Here is a 13,260-nt window from a genome sequence, read left to right as displayed (position 1 = left end):
ACCCGGCCGCGGGGCAGCGCCCACGGCTCGGACGGGCCGCGCCGTCAGTCCGTGAAGTCGTCCGGCGGCGTCGAGTACGACCATCCCGCGCGACGGACGGTCGCGACCGGCACGGACTGGGTCGTGGCGGTGGCGCGGCGCACCTCGGCGGCGTCGTAGGCGATGAGCTCGTCGACGACCTCGTCCGGGTCGGCGACCTCAGATCGAATCTGGTTCGTCGTGTCCATACCTCCATGGTGCGCTTCTGGTTGTGCAGGTCCAGTCGACGACGCGCGGTGGCCGGGTGATCTCTTGGTGGGAATCGCGGCGGCGGGCTCGCCTAGGCTGTCGGGCGTGAACGACGCCGCCCTCCCCCGCCAGGTCTCTGCCACGTTCGACCCGACCCGATGGCGCACCGTCGCCGGGTTCGAGGACCTGAGCGACCTCACCTACCACCGTGGCGTGCAGCGCACGCTCGCCGACGACGGCACGGAGCAGGTGCGGGACCTGCCGGTGGTGCGGGTCGCGTTCGACCGCCCCGAGGTGCGCAACGCGTTCCGCCCGCACACGGTCGACGAGCTGTACCGGGTGCTCGACCACGCCCGCATGACCTCCGACGTCGGCACGGTGCTGCTCACGGGCAACGGCCCCTCCCCGAAGGACGGCGGCTGGGCGTTCTGCTCCGGCGGGGACCAGCGCATCCGCGGCCGGTCCGGCTACCGGTACACGACGGCCGACGACGCCGGACGCCTCGGCGAGGGCGCCGACGCCGTCGACCCGGCCCGGGCAGGTCGTCTGCACATCCTCGAGGTGCAGCGCCTCATCCGCACCATGCCCAAGGTGGTCGTCGCCGTCGTCGACGGCTGGGCCGCCGGGGGCGGGCACTCGCTGCACGTCGTGGCCGACCTGTCTATCGCCTGCCGCAAGCACGGCAAGTTCAAGCAGACCGACGCCGACGTCGGCTCGTTCGACGGCGGCTACGGCTCGGCCTACCTCGCCAAGCAGGTGGGCCAGAAGCGGGCACGGGAGATCTTCTTCCTGGCCCGCGAGTACTCCGCCGACGACGCCGAACGGTGGGGCGGGGTCAACGAGGTCGCCGAGCACGACGACCTGGAGGCCCTAGGGCTGGACTACGCGCTGACGATCGCCGGCAAGTCGCCGCAGGCGATCCGGATGCTGAAGTTCGCGTTCAACCTGACCGACGACGGCCTGGTGGGTCAGCAGGTGTTCGCCGGGGAGGCCACGCGGCTGGCGTACCTCACCGACGAGGCCGTCGAGGGCCGCGACGCGTTCCTCGCCAAGCGCGATCCCGACTGGTCGCGCTTCCCGTACGCCTACTGAGCCGGACCGGCGGTCCACGAACCGCCGTCGCGCGGCACCAGCTCGACCCAGGTGCTGCCCGGGGCCAGCTCCACCGGCTCGCCGTCGTGGGTCAGCTCGACCGGGTCGCCGAGCGCGCCCTTGGACCACTGCGCCTCCACCCACCCGCCGGCACTGGCGACCAGGGCGACGCCGTCGGAGTCGACGAGCTGCGTCTCCGGCACCGCCGCGCCGGAGGCGTCCCGGTAGGAGGTGTTCACCACCTCCACCTGCAGCGCGACCACGTTCGTCGCCGCGTGCTGCACGCCCGACGTGGACATCGACGGGCTCGACCCCTCGCTGCGCAGCCACGCGGCGGACTCGGCGTCCCAGGCCCAGCGCGTCGTCTGCGCCGGGGACAGGCGCACCTCCAGCCCCGCGTCCGAGGCCTCGTCGGCCGCGGCGGTGGCACGCCGGGCATCGCGCGCGAACGTGAACTGCGCCGGCGGGGGTACGGTCCGCTCGCCGTCGGCCTGGTCGAGGAACGTCTGCGGGTCGCCGATCACGTCGTGCGGCGCGGGCCGGGCGGGGTCGCGGCTGAACCCCGGGTCGCCGGCGTCCATGATCACCGACTGCGTCCCCGAGGCACGCACCTCCGCGATGAAGGGCTGCTGCGCGCCCGAGTAGGCCAGGATCCCGTCCAGCGGGGCCACGATCGCCGGATCCATGGGCCGCACGGAACGCACCGGCTCGACGGCGTCCGGGATCGTCGAGTGGTAGACGGCCAGGAACCGGGAGATCCCGCCCTCGACGACCTCCTCCCACACCACGTCGGCGTCCTCCAGCCCGGTCTGGGGGCGGGCCTGCGGCGAGTTCTCGACCTTGATCCCCAGCGCCGGCCGGTCGGCGACCTGCTCGGTCTCGACCCCGGTGAGCGGCCACACGGTCGGCGCGTCCGGCTGCGGGGGCGAGGCCTTGGCCGCGGAGACCGACGCCTGGACCGTCGTCGTCGGCGCCGGGGCCGGGTCGCCTCCGGAGCAGGCGGTCAGGACCAGTGCGAGCGCGGCCGTCACCGCTGCGCCGCGGACCGTGCGTCGAGCCATCGGGACCTCCCGGGTGTGTGCTGGCGCACACTCTAGGTCAGGTCACGCGCCACGAACCGTCACCACGAGGAACCAGCTCCACCCAGGTCGTCCCCGGCGCGAGCAGCACCTGCTTGCCGTTCGGCCGCTCGAGCCGCAACGGCTTGCGCGCGCCCTGCTTGGACCAGCGGACCTTCACCACCTTGCCCCCGCCGAGCAGGACGCCCTTGCCGCGCCCGACCAGCTCGGCCTTCGGCACCGGCGCACCGCTCGGGTCGCGGTAGCGGGTGTTCGTCTCCCGCACGCTCAGCACCAGCACGTTGCGTGCCGAGACGCGCTGGCCGGACGACATCGACGCCCGGCCGTCGTCGCTGCGCCGGTAGGCACCGCCGCGCCACGTCCAGGTGGTGCGCTGCGCCGGGGAGAGCCGCACGTCCGCGACCCGCCCGCGCGAGCCGTGCTGCCGCGCCGTCGCCTTCCTCGCCGTCGTGGCGTAGGCGAACTGCGCCTTCGGCGGCTCGGCGCGCCGCTTGTCGGCCTGCCGCGCGAACGTGCGCACGTCGCCGTACACGTTGTGCGGCGCGTACCGGGCCGAGGACCGCCAGAACCCGCGGTCGCCGTCGTCGTTGGTGAGCAGCTGGGTGCCGCTGCGCTCCACCGCCCGCAGGAACGGTCCCTGCCCGCCCGACGCCGCCAGGATGCCGCGCAGCGGGGCCACCGTGGCCGGGTCCATCGGGCGGACGGAGCGGACCGGGCCGACCTCGCGCGGCAGATCCGAGTGGTAGGTGGCCACGAACCGGCTGATGCCGCCCTCGACCACTTGCTCCCACACGATGTCGGCCCGGTGCAGCCCCGTGTGCGGGCGGGAGGCCGCCGAGTTCTCGATCTTGACCGACACCGCCGGACGTGCCGGGACCTTCTTCGTGCCTGTCTTCACGCCGGTCAGGGGCCAGCGGGCCGGCTGCGGCCTCGGCTCCGGCGGGGTCGGCACCACGGGGGCGGGCGGGCCGATCTTGGCGCGGGCCGTGTCGGGCGCCACCGTGACCTGCGCGGCCGGGCGAGCCTCCTGGGGCGCGCAGCCGGCGAGCGCCAGCGTCGCGGCCACCACCGCCGCGACCACCCGGCCCGTGCGTCGCATCGCGACCTCCTCCGCCCCGGCTCCGCCGCGCGGGGTGGACCTACTGTACGAGCCCCGCGCGCTGCCGCCGAACACGAGCACGCCGCCTATCGTGTGCCCGTGAGCACCGACCTCGACGACCTCGTCGGCGCCGTCCGCGACGCCCTGGACGGCGGGCCCGCCGTCGTGCCGCTGCCGCTGCTGTCCGCGCAGGCTCCGCCGTCGGGCACCGCCCTGGTGGTGCGCACCTCCGGGTCCACCGGGACGCCCCGGGAGGTGCTGCTCGGTGCGGCCGCGTTGCGGGCCTCCGCAGCGGCGACGCACACCCGGCTCGGCGGCCCGGGACGGTGGGTGCTGACGCTGCCGCCGACGCACGTCGCGGGGCTGCAGGTGATCGTGCGGTCGCTGCTCGCCGGGACGCCCCTGGACGTCGCACCGCCCGGACCGTTCTCCCCCGACGGTCTCGCCGCCGCGCTGCGCGCACCGTTGGCCGGCGCCGACCCCGTCTACGTCTCGCTGGTGCCCACGCAGCTGCACCGCGTCGTCGACGCGGCCGACGGCGGCGCACCGGCCGCGCTGCAGGCCCTCACCCGGTGCGGCGGGGTCCTGCTGGGCGGCGCCGCCACCCCGCCGCGGCTGCGCGAGCGCGCCCTCGACGCCGGGGTGCCGGTGGTGCGCACCTACGGCATGTCCGAGACCGCGGGCGGGTGCGTCTACGACGGCGTCCCCCTGGGCGGCGTCCGGCTGCGGATCGCGGCCACGGGCGTCGTGGAGATCGCCGGGCCGGTCCTCGCCACCGGGTACCTCGCCGACGACGCCGCCACCGCCGCGGCGTTCCACGACGGACCCGACGGGCGCTGGTTCCGCACGTCCGACCTCGGCACCCACGACGACGGCGTGCTGACCGTCCTGGGGCGGGCCGACGACGTCATCGTCACCGGCGGGGTCAACGTCGCGCCCGCCGCGGTCGAGGCGGTGCTGAGCGAGGCGCTCGGCGCCGAGGTGTGCGTCGTCGGCGTCCCCGACCCCGAGTGGGGGCAGCGGGTCGTCGCGGTCGTCGCCGGGGACGCCGGTGCTCCGGAGCGCGGCGACGGCACGCAGGGCGCCGCCGACGAGCTCGCTCGGATCCGTGACGTCGTCGCGGCTAGGCTGGGCCGCGCTGCCGCCCCACGACAGGTGCACCGGGTCGCCGCGCTCCCCCTGCGCGGACCCGGCAAGGTCGACCGGGCCGCCGTCGTCGACCTGGTGCGCGACCGCACCCGCTGAGAGGAGCACGCATGGCCACGCCCGCCGAATGGGTCGCCGGGGCCCGCCCCCGCACGCTGCCCGCCGCGGCCGCCCCCGTGCTGGTCGGCTCCGGAGCCGCAGCCCAGGTGGACGCGTTCGCCTGGCTGCCCGCGGTGCTCGCGCTCGGGGTGGCCCTGGCGCTGCAGATCGGCGTGAACTACGCGAACGACTACTCCGACGGTGTCCGTGGCACGGACCTCGACCGGGTCGGGCCGCTGCGGCTGACGGCGTCGGGCATCGCCCGACCGGGACACGTCAAGGGGGCGGCGTTCGGGGCGTTCGGCGTCGCCGGGCTGCTGGGGCTCGGGCTCTGCGCCGTGTCCGGGCACTGGTGGCTGATCGCCGTCGGGGCGCTGTGCATGCTGGCCGCCTGGTACTACACGGGCGGGAAGCGGCCCTACGGCTACTCGGGGCTCGGCGAGGTCGGTGTCTTCGTGTTCTTCGGCCTCGTGGCCACGCTCGGCACCACGTACACCCAGGCCGACCGTCTCACCTGGCCCGCCGTGCTCGGCGCCGTGGGCGTGGGACTCATCGCCTGCGCCCTGCTGATGGTCAACAACATCCGCGACATCCCGACCGACGTCGTCGCCGGCAAGCGGACCCTCGCCGTGCGGGTCGGGGACCACCGGGCGCGGCGGCTGTTCGCGCTGTGGATCGTGGTGGCCGTGCTGCTCGGGTTGGCGTGCGCGATCTGGAACCCGTGGGCGTTCCTCACCGCCGTGCTGCTGCTGCCGACCGTGCTGCTCGTGCTGCCGGTCGTGGCCGGGGCGCACGGGCGTGCGCTCGTGCCGGTGCTGGCCGGCACGGGGATGTTCGAGCTGGCCTACGGCGTGCTGCTGGGGCTCGGCCTGGCGCTCTGAGTCCCCCGGCGGCCTCGCTAGCGTTCGCCCCGCGAGGCGGGGTCGTCGACCGCCGGGCCACGGGGCGCGGGGTCGTCGAACGCGGCGTCCTCCGCCGCGGCGTCCTCGTCGATGACGCGGTCGATGCCCTGCTTGCCACCGCCCTTGGCATCGGCGCGCCGCTGGGCCCGCTCGGCGAGCCAGGCCGCCGCGGCGTCCTTCTGCCGCGGCAGCGCCAGGTAGGAGACGGCGAACGCCACCACGACGGCGAGCAGCAGGAGCAGGAGCCCGCGCAGCCCGGCGAGGTAGCCCAGTCCGATCGCGCCCGCGAAGATCCCCAGGCGCAGCACGGTGTAGATGACGAGAGGCACCCCTCCAGGGTACGGGTGCGGCAGGGCCGCGATTCGTTGGCCGGGTGTGAATCGGCCTACGCTGGGGGCATGTTCCGCGTCGTGGTGGGCCTCGTCGTCGTCGGCCTGATGGTCTACAGCCTCGCCGACCTGTCCGGGTCCGAGGAGGAGGATCGCGGCGGCCTGCCCACGTGGTTGTGGGTGCTGATCATCGTGCTGCTGCCCGTGTTCGGGCCGATCACCTGGATCGTCACCAGGCGCGCACGACGGCGGGGCAACGGCGGGCGCACCGCTCGGCCGGGTCGCGGGCCGCGACGCCCCTCGGGTCCGGTCGCCCCGGACGACGACCCCGACTTCCTGTGGCGGCTCGAGCAGGAGAAGCGCCGCCAGGAGCGCCGCGGCGACGGCGACGGACCCGCGAGCCCCGGCGACGGCGCCCGCTGACCGCGGCCCCTCGCGAGGTAGGCAACGTTCTCGCGAGGTAGGCAACCTTCCGCCGAGGTAGGCAAGCAGGAACCCCACGTCGGCGCGCCGCAGCGAACTGTTGACGTACGCGGCGGCCAGGCCCGTGCCTACGTCGAGCACGCCACGCCTACCTCGCGGAGAAGTTGCCTACGTCGCGGATAAGTTGCCTACCTCGCGGCGGGTTTGCCTACCTCGCGGGGGGCCGTCAGCTGATGCCCGAGTACGAGTGCTTGCCGTTGAAGATCAGGTTCACGCCGGTGAAGTTGAACAGCACGCAGGCGTAGCCGACGACGACGAACCATGCGGCCCGCCGCCCGGACCAGCCGCGCGTGGTGCGGGCGTGCAGGTAGGCGGCGTACACCACCCAGATGACGAAGCTCCAGACCTCCTTGGGGTCCCAGCCCCAGTAGCGGCCCCAGGCGTCCTCGGCCCAGATGGCGCCGCCGATGATCGTGAAGGTCCACATCACGAACCCGACGGCGTTGAGCCGGAAGGACATCGACTCCAGCGTGCCGGGCGTGGGCATCCGGTCCAGCCAGCGGAAGCCGGGCCGTGTCAGGAACGGGGTGCCGGAGTCCCGCCCGTCGCGCAGCAGCTGCAGCGCGGACATCACGAACGACACGGTGAAGATGCCGGTCGCGGCGATGGCGACACCGACGTGCAGCACCAACCAGTAGTTCTGCAGCGCCGGCTGCACGCCGGTGGCCGCGACGTGGAACGAGTTGAGGCCGACCACCAGGAACAGGGTGACGATGCCCGTCACGAACGCGCCGAGGAACCGCACGTCGCGGCGCAGGTTCAGCACGAGGAACACGACCATCGCGATGAACGACCCGACGAGCGTGAACTCGTACATGTTGGCCCAGGGCGTGCGGCCGGCGGCCACGCCGCGCAACACGATCCCGAGCAGCAGCAGGCCGGTGCCCAGCCAGGACGTCGAGACCCCGATGCCGGCGGCCCGACGGCGCGGCGCGGCCGGCACGTCACCGGCCGCAGGTGCCTCGTCCGGCACCGTCCCGGCGTCGGCGCCCGCAGGCACGACGGCGGCACGGGCCTCCGAGCGGGCCTCGATGCGTTCGTCGCCGCGTCGGCCCAGGTCGATCGCGAACGCGATCATCGCGATGGCGAACGTCGTCGCCGCCGCCCACACGAGCAGGTCGCTCAGCTCGGCGATCTCCATGGTCAGCCTTCCGTGTTCTCGTCAGCAGGACGGTCGTCGGTCTCGATGCCGGGGACCGCGGCCAGGGTGCGCTCCACCTCGCCGGACAACCCGGCGTCGTCCCCCCGCGCGAGGCCGGCGACCTCGACGCGGGTGACGCCGTCGGACGTCCATGTTCTCACCCAGATCCGGCGACGGGGCAGGAACAGCGACCCGGTCAGGCCGACCAGCGCGAGCAGCGAGAAGCTCAGCACCCAGGCCAAGGAGGGGTCGTGGCGCAGGTCGAGGGCGACGAACCGCGGCACGACCTCGCCGAGCGCGACGGTGCCGAGGCCGTCGGGCAGCTCGACGGAGTCGCCGGGTTCGAGCAGCAGGGTGACGCGTTCGCCGTCCTCGTCCACCGACGCCTCGAGGTCGGCGGTGTCGAGGCGGTAGACGTTCTGCGGCACGCCCTCGTCGAGGCCCAGGTCGCCGCGGTACACCTCGAGCACGAGCAGCGGGTCCGTGGGCAGCGGGAACACCGACTCGGCGGTGCCGTCGTCGTTGATGACGGCGGTCGGCAGGAAGTACCCGATGAGCCCGATCTGGTCGAGCCCCTCGGAGACGTCCGGGACCTTGACGACCCCGCGCGAGGTGTAGAGCTGGTCCTCGGGCAGGAACGGCACCCGGCCGCTGAATGCGGTGGCCCCCTCGGCGTCGGTCACGGTGATGTCCGGGGCGTAGCCGTTGCCCTGCAGGTAGATCTTGGCGCCGTCGATCTCGAGCGGGTGGTTGACCTTGATCTGGTGCTCGGAGGACGAGCCGTCCGGCTCGGTGACGGTCACGTCGGCGGTGAAGTCGCGCGACTGGGCGAACGCCACCGAGTCGGTGGCGAACTCCGAGGTGAACGCGTCGAGCGTCATGGAGAACGGCACCAGCGACTCGGGGTCGAACCAGGCGCCGGACTCGAACGTGTCGTAGTCGACGACGGCGTTGGCGAACCCGCGCCCCTCGGTGATGATCGCCTGGCCGCGGTACTGCATGAGGTGGCCGATCCCCACGGAGATCACGAGCCCGACGAGCGCGAGGTGGAACAGCAGGTTGCCGGTCTCGCGCAGGTAGCCGCGCTCGGCGGCCACGGTGCGCGACGCCGGACGGGCCGGCACCTTGCCGCGGGCCGGCCGGGCGTCCTCGGTGCCGGTGTCCACGCGGAAGGTCGGCAGCAGGCGCACGCGTCCGCGCAGGTGGGCGGCGACCGCGCCGGTCACCTCGTCCGGGGCGGCCGACGTCGTGCCCGACGCCGTGGCCGGGAACCGCTCGAACCGTGCCGGCGTGCGCGGGGGACGGTTCCGCAGCGCCTTGGCGTGGGAGATCGTGCGCGGCACGATGCAGCCCACCAGGGACACGAGCAGCAGCAGGTAGATCGCCGAGAACCACGGCGAGGAGTAGACGTCGAAGAACCCGAACCGGTCGAGCCACTCCCCCGCGGTGGGGTGCTCGCCGAGGTACTCGACCACGGCGGCCGGGTCCTGGGGCCGCTGCGGGAACACCGACCCGGGCACGGCGGCGACGGCGAGCAGCATGAGCAGCATGAGCGCCACGCGCATCGAGGTGAGCTGGCGCCAGGTCCAGCGCAGCATGCCCCGCCAGCCGAGCCGGGGTGCCTTCGGGGTGCCCGACGGCGGACGTCCGGCGCCGTCTCCGGGCCCGGTCGCGCTCGTCCCGGCCGCGGCGCCGGTCGCGGCGTCGGCGCGGTCCGCGGCGGTCTCGCCGGTGGTGAAGTCGTCCGCGATCCCCTCGGGACGATAGGTCTGCCCGCTCATCACACCACCGTCGTGTATCCGCTGATCCAGCTCTGCAGCATGCTCGTCGCCGTGCCCCACAGCCCGGTCACCATGGCCAGGCCGATGGCGATCAGCAGCCCGCCGCCGACGCGCATGATCGTGAGGCGGTGCTGCCGCAGGACGGTGAGCATCCGCCGGGAGGACTGCAGCCCGAGCGCCACGAGCAGGAACGGCACGCCGAGCCCGACGCAGTAGGCGATGCCGAGCACGACCCCGCGGGTCGCGGACGCCTCGTCCAGGGCGAGGGACTGCACGGCCGCCAGCGTCGGCCCCAGGCAGGGGGTCCAGCCGAGGCCGAAGACCACGCCGAGCAGCGGTGCGCCCCACAGGCCGGCGCGCGGGCTGACGTGCAGGCGCCGCTCGCGCTGCAGGAACCCGATGCCGCCGAGGAACGCGACCCCCATGAGGATCACGACCACGCCGAGCACCCGGGTGAGCACGTCCTCGTAGCGCACCAGCACCGATCCGACGGCGCCGGCCGCGGCCATGAGGGCCACGAACACGGCCGTGAACCCCAGCACGAACAGGCCGACGCCCGTGACCACGCGGGCACGTGACGGTGCGACGGGCGGTGCCGCCGTCGTCGTCCCGCCCGCGCCGGACGGTGCCGCTCCCGCGTTGGCCGCGGCCATGCCGCCGACGTACCCGACGTAGCCGGGCACCAGCGGCAGCACGCACGGCGAGGCGAACGACACGATGCCGGCGACGAGCGCGACCGGGACGGCCAGCAGCATCGAGCCGCTCACCGCGGTGTTCGCGAAGAGCTCCCCCATGTCAGGCCGGATCCCCGAGGGCGTCGTCGATGAGGGCGTCCAGCGTGGAGCCGGCCACCTCGCCCACCACGCGGGACGCGACCCGACCCTCGCCGTCCAGCACGACGGTCGACGGGACGGCCTGCAGCGGCACGACGCCGGACAGCCCGGCCACGACCTGCCCGCTGCGGTCCTCGATGGACGGGTAGGGGACGTCGAAGGTGCGCTGGAACGCCAGTGCTGCCCCGGCGTCGTCCTCGGTGTTGATGCCGAGCAGGTGCACGCCCTCGTCGGCGCGCTCGGTGGCGATCTCGACCAGGTCGGGCGCCTCGGCACGGCAGGGTGCGCACCCGGCGTACCAGGTGTTGAGCACGACGACGTCGCCGGCCCAGTCGGCGGTGGAGACGTCGTCCCCCTCGAACGTCGTGCCCTCCACGACGACCGACCGGTCCCGCTCGTCCGGCTCCCACTGCTGCACGGTGCCGTCGCCGGAGACGAACCCCTGCCCGACGACGTCGCCCGCGCCGGACTCGGCCGCGCAGCCGGCCAGGCCGACGGCGGTCGCTGCGGCGAGCGCGAGGCCTGCGACCCGGCGGCGCACCATCACGCGCCCGCCACGGGGTTCGCGCCGGCGAGCAGGTCGGCGGCCGGCTCGGTGTAGTGCATCCCGACGAACCGGTCGCCGTCGAACGTCAGCGACGTCAGGGAGGCCAGCGAGCACTCGCGGCGGCGCGGGTCGTGGGCCAGGCGGCGGCCCGTGTACGACAGGCGCGTCACCCACACGGGCAGCTGGTGGCTGACCAGCACGACCTCGTGGCCGTCGAAGGCCCGGCGGGCGTCCTCCACGGCGGCCCGCATCCGGGTGACCTGGTCGGCGTACGACTCGCCCCAGGACGGCCGCAGCGGGTTCCACAGCAGCGCCCAGTACCTCGGGTTGAGGAGCTGACCGGGGTTCTTGCCGATCGTGGAGCCCTCGAACCGGTTGCCGGCCTCGACGAGACGGTCGTCGGTGGCCAGCTCGAGGTCGAACGCCGCGGCCGTCGGCCGAGCAGTTTCTTGTGCCCGCTGCAACGGGCTCGCGACGACCCCGACGACGTCGCGACCGGCGTCGGACAGGTGCCCGGCGACCCGGTGGGCCATCTGCTGGCCACGCTCCGAGAGCCGGTACCCCGGGATGCGTCCGTACAGGACGCCGTCGGGGTTGTGGACCTCGCCGTGCCGCAGGAGATGGACGGTGGTTGTGGCCATGGGCCTCAGTGTCCCAGATATCACGAGCACGACCGACCGCCGGACGGCTCGCGTGAGGCGAGTCACGGCGTCGTGCCGCGGTCCGGGCTAGCGTGCGACGGGTGAGCACTCCCGCCCCCGCGATCCATGCCCTGCACGAGAACCCCGAGTGGTTCGGCGTCTTCGCCGAGGCCCTCGACGCGGAGGGGCTGCCGTGGGTGGAGTGGCAGCTCACCGACGGCACGCTCGACCTGGCCGCCGCCCCGCCGGAGGGGATCTTCTGGTCCCGCATCTCGGCGTCGTCCCACACGCGCGACCACGGGCTGTCCAAGGACTACTCGCGGGCCGTGCTGTCGTGGCTGGAGGCGCACGGGCGCCGCACCGTCAACGGGCGCCGGGTGCTCGAGCTGGAGATGAGCAAGGTGGACCAGCTCACGGCCCTGCGCGCCGCGGGCATCGAGGTGCCGCGCACGGTGGCCGCCGTCGGGCGCGACCGCGTGGTCGAGGCGGCCCGCCGGTTCACCGACACGGTGCCCGGCCCGTTCGTGACCAAGCACAACCAGGGCGGCAAGGGGCTGGGCGTGCTGAAGTTCTCCTCGGTGGACGACCTGGCCGACCACGTCGCCTCGGCGGACTACGACGAGCCCGTGGACGGCATCACGCTGATCCAGGAGTACGTGGCCGCGGCCGACGGCGGGATCACGCGCGTGGAGATCGTCGGCGGCCGGATGCTCTACGCGGTGCGCGGCGACACCGAGCGCGGCGGGTTCCAGCTCTGCCCGGCCGACGCCTGCGAGATCGACCCGACGACGGGACGCCCGGTCATGCCGCCGGGTGCCACGATCCAGATGGCGCCCGACGACGCGAGCAGCCTGTTCTCGCTGCGCGAGGGCTACGACGACCCCGTGGTGGACCGGTACCTGGCGTTCACGGGTGACCTCGGGATCGAGGTCGCGGGGATCGAGAACATCCGCACCGCCGACGGCCGGGTGCTGACCTACGACGTCAACACGAACACGAACTACAACTCCGGCGTGGAGCTCTCGGCACCGGCGTCCGGCCCGCGGGAGATCGCCCGGCACCTGGGCCACGTGCTGCGCGAGGCGTACCCCGACGCCTGAGGATCCACCGCCGTCGGGCGGGAATAGCTGTTGACGGCTCGCGGTTCATGCATTTCGATGGAATCGCCCCGCGGGGCGTTCGCATCGTCCACGACAGCCACCAGAAGGAGCACCACCATGGCCACGCCGCTGCCCGCAGGACTGACCGCCGGGACCTACACGATCGACCCCTCGCACTCGACGGCCTCGTTCGTCGTCCGCCACGCCGGGATCTCCAAGGTCCGCGGCACCGTCGCCATCTCCGCCGGCACCATCACCGTCGGCGAGGACCTCGAGTCCTCCGCCGTGAACGTCGAGCTCGACGCCACCTCCGTCTCCACCGGTGACGAGAACCGCGACGGCCACCTCAAGAGCGCCGACTTCTGGCACGCCGAGGAGCGCCCCACCTGGTCCTTCGCCTCCACCGGCGTCTCCGCGGGCACCGACGGCCACGTCGTCACCGGCGACCTGACCATCAACGGCGTCACCCAGCAGGTCGACCTGCCCGTCGAGTTCGAGGGCGCCGCCCAGGACCCGTTCGGCAACGACCGCGCCGGGTTCGAGTCCGAGCTGGAGATCAACCGCAAGGACTTCGACCTCACCTGGAACGCCGCGCTCGAGACCGGCGGCTTCCTGGTCGGCGACAAGGTCAAGATCGCCCTGGACGTCTCGGCCATCCAGAACTGATCCCCTCCGCGGGGTAGCACTCCCGCACGCGAGGTAGGCGAACGTCCGGCGAGGTGGGCAACGGTCCGTGGGGCCGTTGCCCACCTCGCCGGAC

General features: G+C 73.8%; 15 protein-coding genes. 6 read left to right on the top strand and 9 right to left on the bottom strand.

The window, feature by feature from the left end; translation table 11 throughout:
* Window positions 1-44: 44 nt before the first annotated feature.
* Window positions 45-227, bottom strand: coding sequence for a hypothetical protein (locus HDG68_RS14760; RefSeq protein ID WP_172153252.1), 183 nt, complete (start codon window positions 225-227; stop codon window positions 45-47).
* A 106-nt stretch (window positions 228-333) separates the two neighbouring features.
* On the opposite strand from HDG68_RS14760, the gene HDG68_RS14755 reads away from it, so the two are divergent.
* Window positions 334-1,320 carry a 1,4-dihydroxy-2-naphthoyl-CoA synthase gene (locus tag HDG68_RS14755; RefSeq protein ID WP_343037605.1) on the top strand — a complete coding sequence of 329 codons (987 nt, stop codon included), beginning with the start codon at window positions 334-336 and terminating at the stop codon, window positions 1,318-1,320.
* On the opposite strand, the gene HDG68_RS14750 is transcribed toward HDG68_RS14755, so the two are convergent.
* Together HDG68_RS14750 and HDG68_RS14745 are read right to left on the bottom strand one after the other, a co-directional pair.
* Entirely contained in the window at window positions 1,314-2,381 is a 1,068-nt protein-coding gene (locus tag HDG68_RS14750) for a DUF3048 domain-containing protein (protein ID WP_172153402.1), read from the bottom strand. The two genes, HDG68_RS14755 and HDG68_RS14750, sit on opposite strands and share 7 nt — an antisense overlap.
* 37 nt (window positions 2,382-2,418) lie before the next feature.
* Window positions 2,419-3,498: a DUF3048 domain-containing protein gene (locus tag HDG68_RS14745; RefSeq protein ID WP_172153400.1), complete on the bottom strand. Its 1,080-nt coding sequence runs from the start codon at window positions 3,496-3,498 to the stop codon at window positions 2,419-2,421.
* A 99-nt stretch (window positions 3,499-3,597) separates the two neighbouring features.
* Between HDG68_RS14745 and HDG68_RS14740 the strand changes: the two genes are divergently transcribed.
* Together HDG68_RS14740 and HDG68_RS14735 are read left to right on the top strand one after the other, a co-directional pair.
* Window positions 3,598-4,743 (top strand): AMP-binding protein, encoded by a 1,146-nt coding sequence (locus tag HDG68_RS14740; protein ID WP_172153398.1) that lies wholly within the window; start codon window positions 3,598-3,600, stop codon window positions 4,741-4,743.
* A gap of 11 nt (window positions 4,744-4,754) precedes the next feature.
* Window positions 4,755-5,624 carry a 1,4-dihydroxy-2-naphthoate polyprenyltransferase gene (locus HDG68_RS14735; RefSeq protein WP_172153396.1) on the top strand — a complete coding sequence of 290 codons (870 nt, stop codon included), beginning with the start codon at window positions 4,755-4,757 and terminating at the stop codon, window positions 5,622-5,624.
* Window positions 5,625-5,641: 17 nt separating this feature from the next.
* On the opposite strand, the gene HDG68_RS14730 is transcribed toward HDG68_RS14735, so the two are convergent.
* Window positions 5,642-5,974 carry a DUF4229 domain-containing protein gene (locus HDG68_RS14730; protein ID WP_172153394.1) on the bottom strand — a complete coding sequence of 111 codons (333 nt, stop codon included), beginning with the start codon at window positions 5,972-5,974 and terminating at the stop codon, window positions 5,642-5,644.
* Between the two features lie 69 nt (window positions 5,975-6,043).
* Here HDG68_RS14730 and HDG68_RS14725 point away from each other — a divergent pair, with 69 nt between their 5' ends.
* Window positions 6,044-6,397, top strand: a complete 354-nt coding sequence (locus HDG68_RS14725) for a PLD nuclease N-terminal domain-containing protein (RefSeq protein ID WP_172153392.1) — start codon at window positions 6,044-6,046, stop codon at window positions 6,395-6,397.
* A 226-nt stretch (window positions 6,398-6,623) separates the two neighbouring features.
* Here the strand turns inward: HDG68_RS14725 and ccsB are convergent, their stop codons facing one another.
* From ccsB to HDG68_RS14700, 5 genes are read right to left on the bottom strand one after another with little or no spacing between them, the layout of a single operon-like run.
* Window positions 6,624-7,598: a c-type cytochrome biogenesis protein CcsB gene (gene ccsB / locus HDG68_RS14720; RefSeq protein ID WP_172153390.1), complete on the bottom strand. Its 975-nt coding sequence runs from the start codon at window positions 7,596-7,598 to the stop codon at window positions 6,624-6,626.
* 2 nt (window positions 7,599-7,600) lie between these two features.
* On the bottom strand, window positions 7,601-9,379 hold the full coding sequence (resB, locus tag HDG68_RS14715) for a cytochrome c biogenesis protein ResB (protein ID WP_172153388.1): 1,779 nt from the start codon (window positions 9,377-9,379) through the stop codon (window positions 7,601-7,603).
* Window positions 9,379-10,173, bottom strand: coding sequence for a cytochrome c biogenesis CcdA family protein (locus HDG68_RS14710; RefSeq protein ID WP_172153386.1), 795 nt, complete (start codon window positions 10,171-10,173; stop codon window positions 9,379-9,381). The genes resB and HDG68_RS14710 overlap by 1 nt, the downstream gene beginning before the upstream one ends.
* 1 nt (window position 10,174) lies before the next feature.
* Entirely contained in the window at window positions 10,175-10,756 is a 582-nt protein-coding gene (locus HDG68_RS14705; RefSeq protein ID WP_172153472.1) for a TlpA family protein disulfide reductase, read from the bottom strand.
* Window positions 10,756-11,400: a histidine phosphatase family protein gene (locus HDG68_RS14700; RefSeq protein ID WP_172153384.1), complete on the bottom strand. Its 645-nt coding sequence runs from the start codon at window positions 11,398-11,400 to the stop codon at window positions 10,756-10,758. Before HDG68_RS14700 ends, HDG68_RS14705 begins: the two co-directional genes overlap by 1 nt.
* 101 nt (window positions 11,401-11,501) lie before the next feature.
* Here HDG68_RS14700 and HDG68_RS14695 point away from each other — a divergent pair, with 101 nt between their 5' ends.
* Together HDG68_RS14695 and HDG68_RS14690 are read left to right on the top strand one after the other, a co-directional pair.
* Window positions 11,502-12,500, top strand: a complete 999-nt coding sequence (locus HDG68_RS14695; protein WP_172153382.1) for an ATP-grasp domain-containing protein — start codon at window positions 11,502-11,504, stop codon at window positions 12,498-12,500.
* A gap of 117 nt (window positions 12,501-12,617) precedes the next feature.
* The gene (locus tag HDG68_RS14690; RefSeq protein WP_172153380.1) at window positions 12,618-13,166 is read left to right on the top strand and encodes a YceI family protein; all 549 of its coding nucleotides are present in this window, start codon (window positions 12,618-12,620) and stop codon (window positions 13,164-13,166) included.
* Window positions 13,167-13,260: the final 94 nt, after the last annotated feature.

It is taken from the genome of Isoptericola chiayiensis, assembly GCF_013149805.1.
GTDB classification, from domain to species: Bacteria; Actinomycetota; Actinomycetes; order Actinomycetales; family Cellulomonadaceae; genus Isoptericola; species Isoptericola chiayiensis.
Note: the sequence above shows the minus strand (reverse complement) of the source record. Positions and strands in the feature narration are given on the sequence as shown.

Excerpts from the sequence above, each read along its gene's own strand:
- HDG68_RS14760 (WP_172153252.1), bottom strand. The coding sequence starts at position 227 with ATGGACACGACGAACCAGATTCGATCTGAGGTCGCCGACCCGGACGAG.
- HDG68_RS14750 (WP_172153402.1), bottom strand. The coding sequence starts at position 2,381 with ATGGCTCGACGCACGGTCCGCGGCGCAGCGGTGACGGCCGCGCTCGCA.
- HDG68_RS14745 (WP_172153400.1), bottom strand. The coding sequence starts at position 3,498 with ATGCGACGCACGGGCCGGGTGGTCGCGGCGGTGGTGGCCGCGACGCTG.
- HDG68_RS14735 (WP_172153396.1), top strand. The coding sequence starts at position 4,755 with ATGGCCACGCCCGCCGAATGGGTCGCCGGGGCCCGCCCCCGCACGCTG.
- HDG68_RS14725 (WP_172153392.1), top strand. The coding sequence starts at position 6,044 with ATGTTCCGCGTCGTGGTGGGCCTCGTCGTCGTCGGCCTGATGGTCTAC.
- ccsB (WP_172153390.1), bottom strand. The coding sequence starts at position 7,598 with ATGGAGATCGCCGAGCTGAGCGACCTGCTCGTGTGGGCGGCGGCGACG.
- resB (WP_172153388.1), bottom strand. The coding sequence starts at position 9,379 with ATGAGCGGGCAGACCTATCGTCCCGAGGGGATCGCGGACGACTTCACC.
- HDG68_RS14710 (WP_172153386.1), bottom strand. The coding sequence starts at position 10,173 with ATGGGGGAGCTCTTCGCGAACACCGCGGTGAGCGGCTCGATGCTGCTG.
- HDG68_RS14705 (WP_172153472.1), bottom strand. The coding sequence starts at position 10,756 with ATGGTGCGCCGCCGGGTCGCAGGCCTCGCGCTCGCCGCAGCGACCGCC.
- HDG68_RS14700 (WP_172153384.1), bottom strand. The coding sequence starts at position 11,400 with ATGGCCACAACCACCGTCCATCTCCTGCGGCACGGCGAGGTCCACAAC.
- HDG68_RS14690 (WP_172153380.1), top strand. The coding sequence starts at position 12,618 with ATGGCCACGCCGCTGCCCGCAGGACTGACCGCCGGGACCTACACGATC.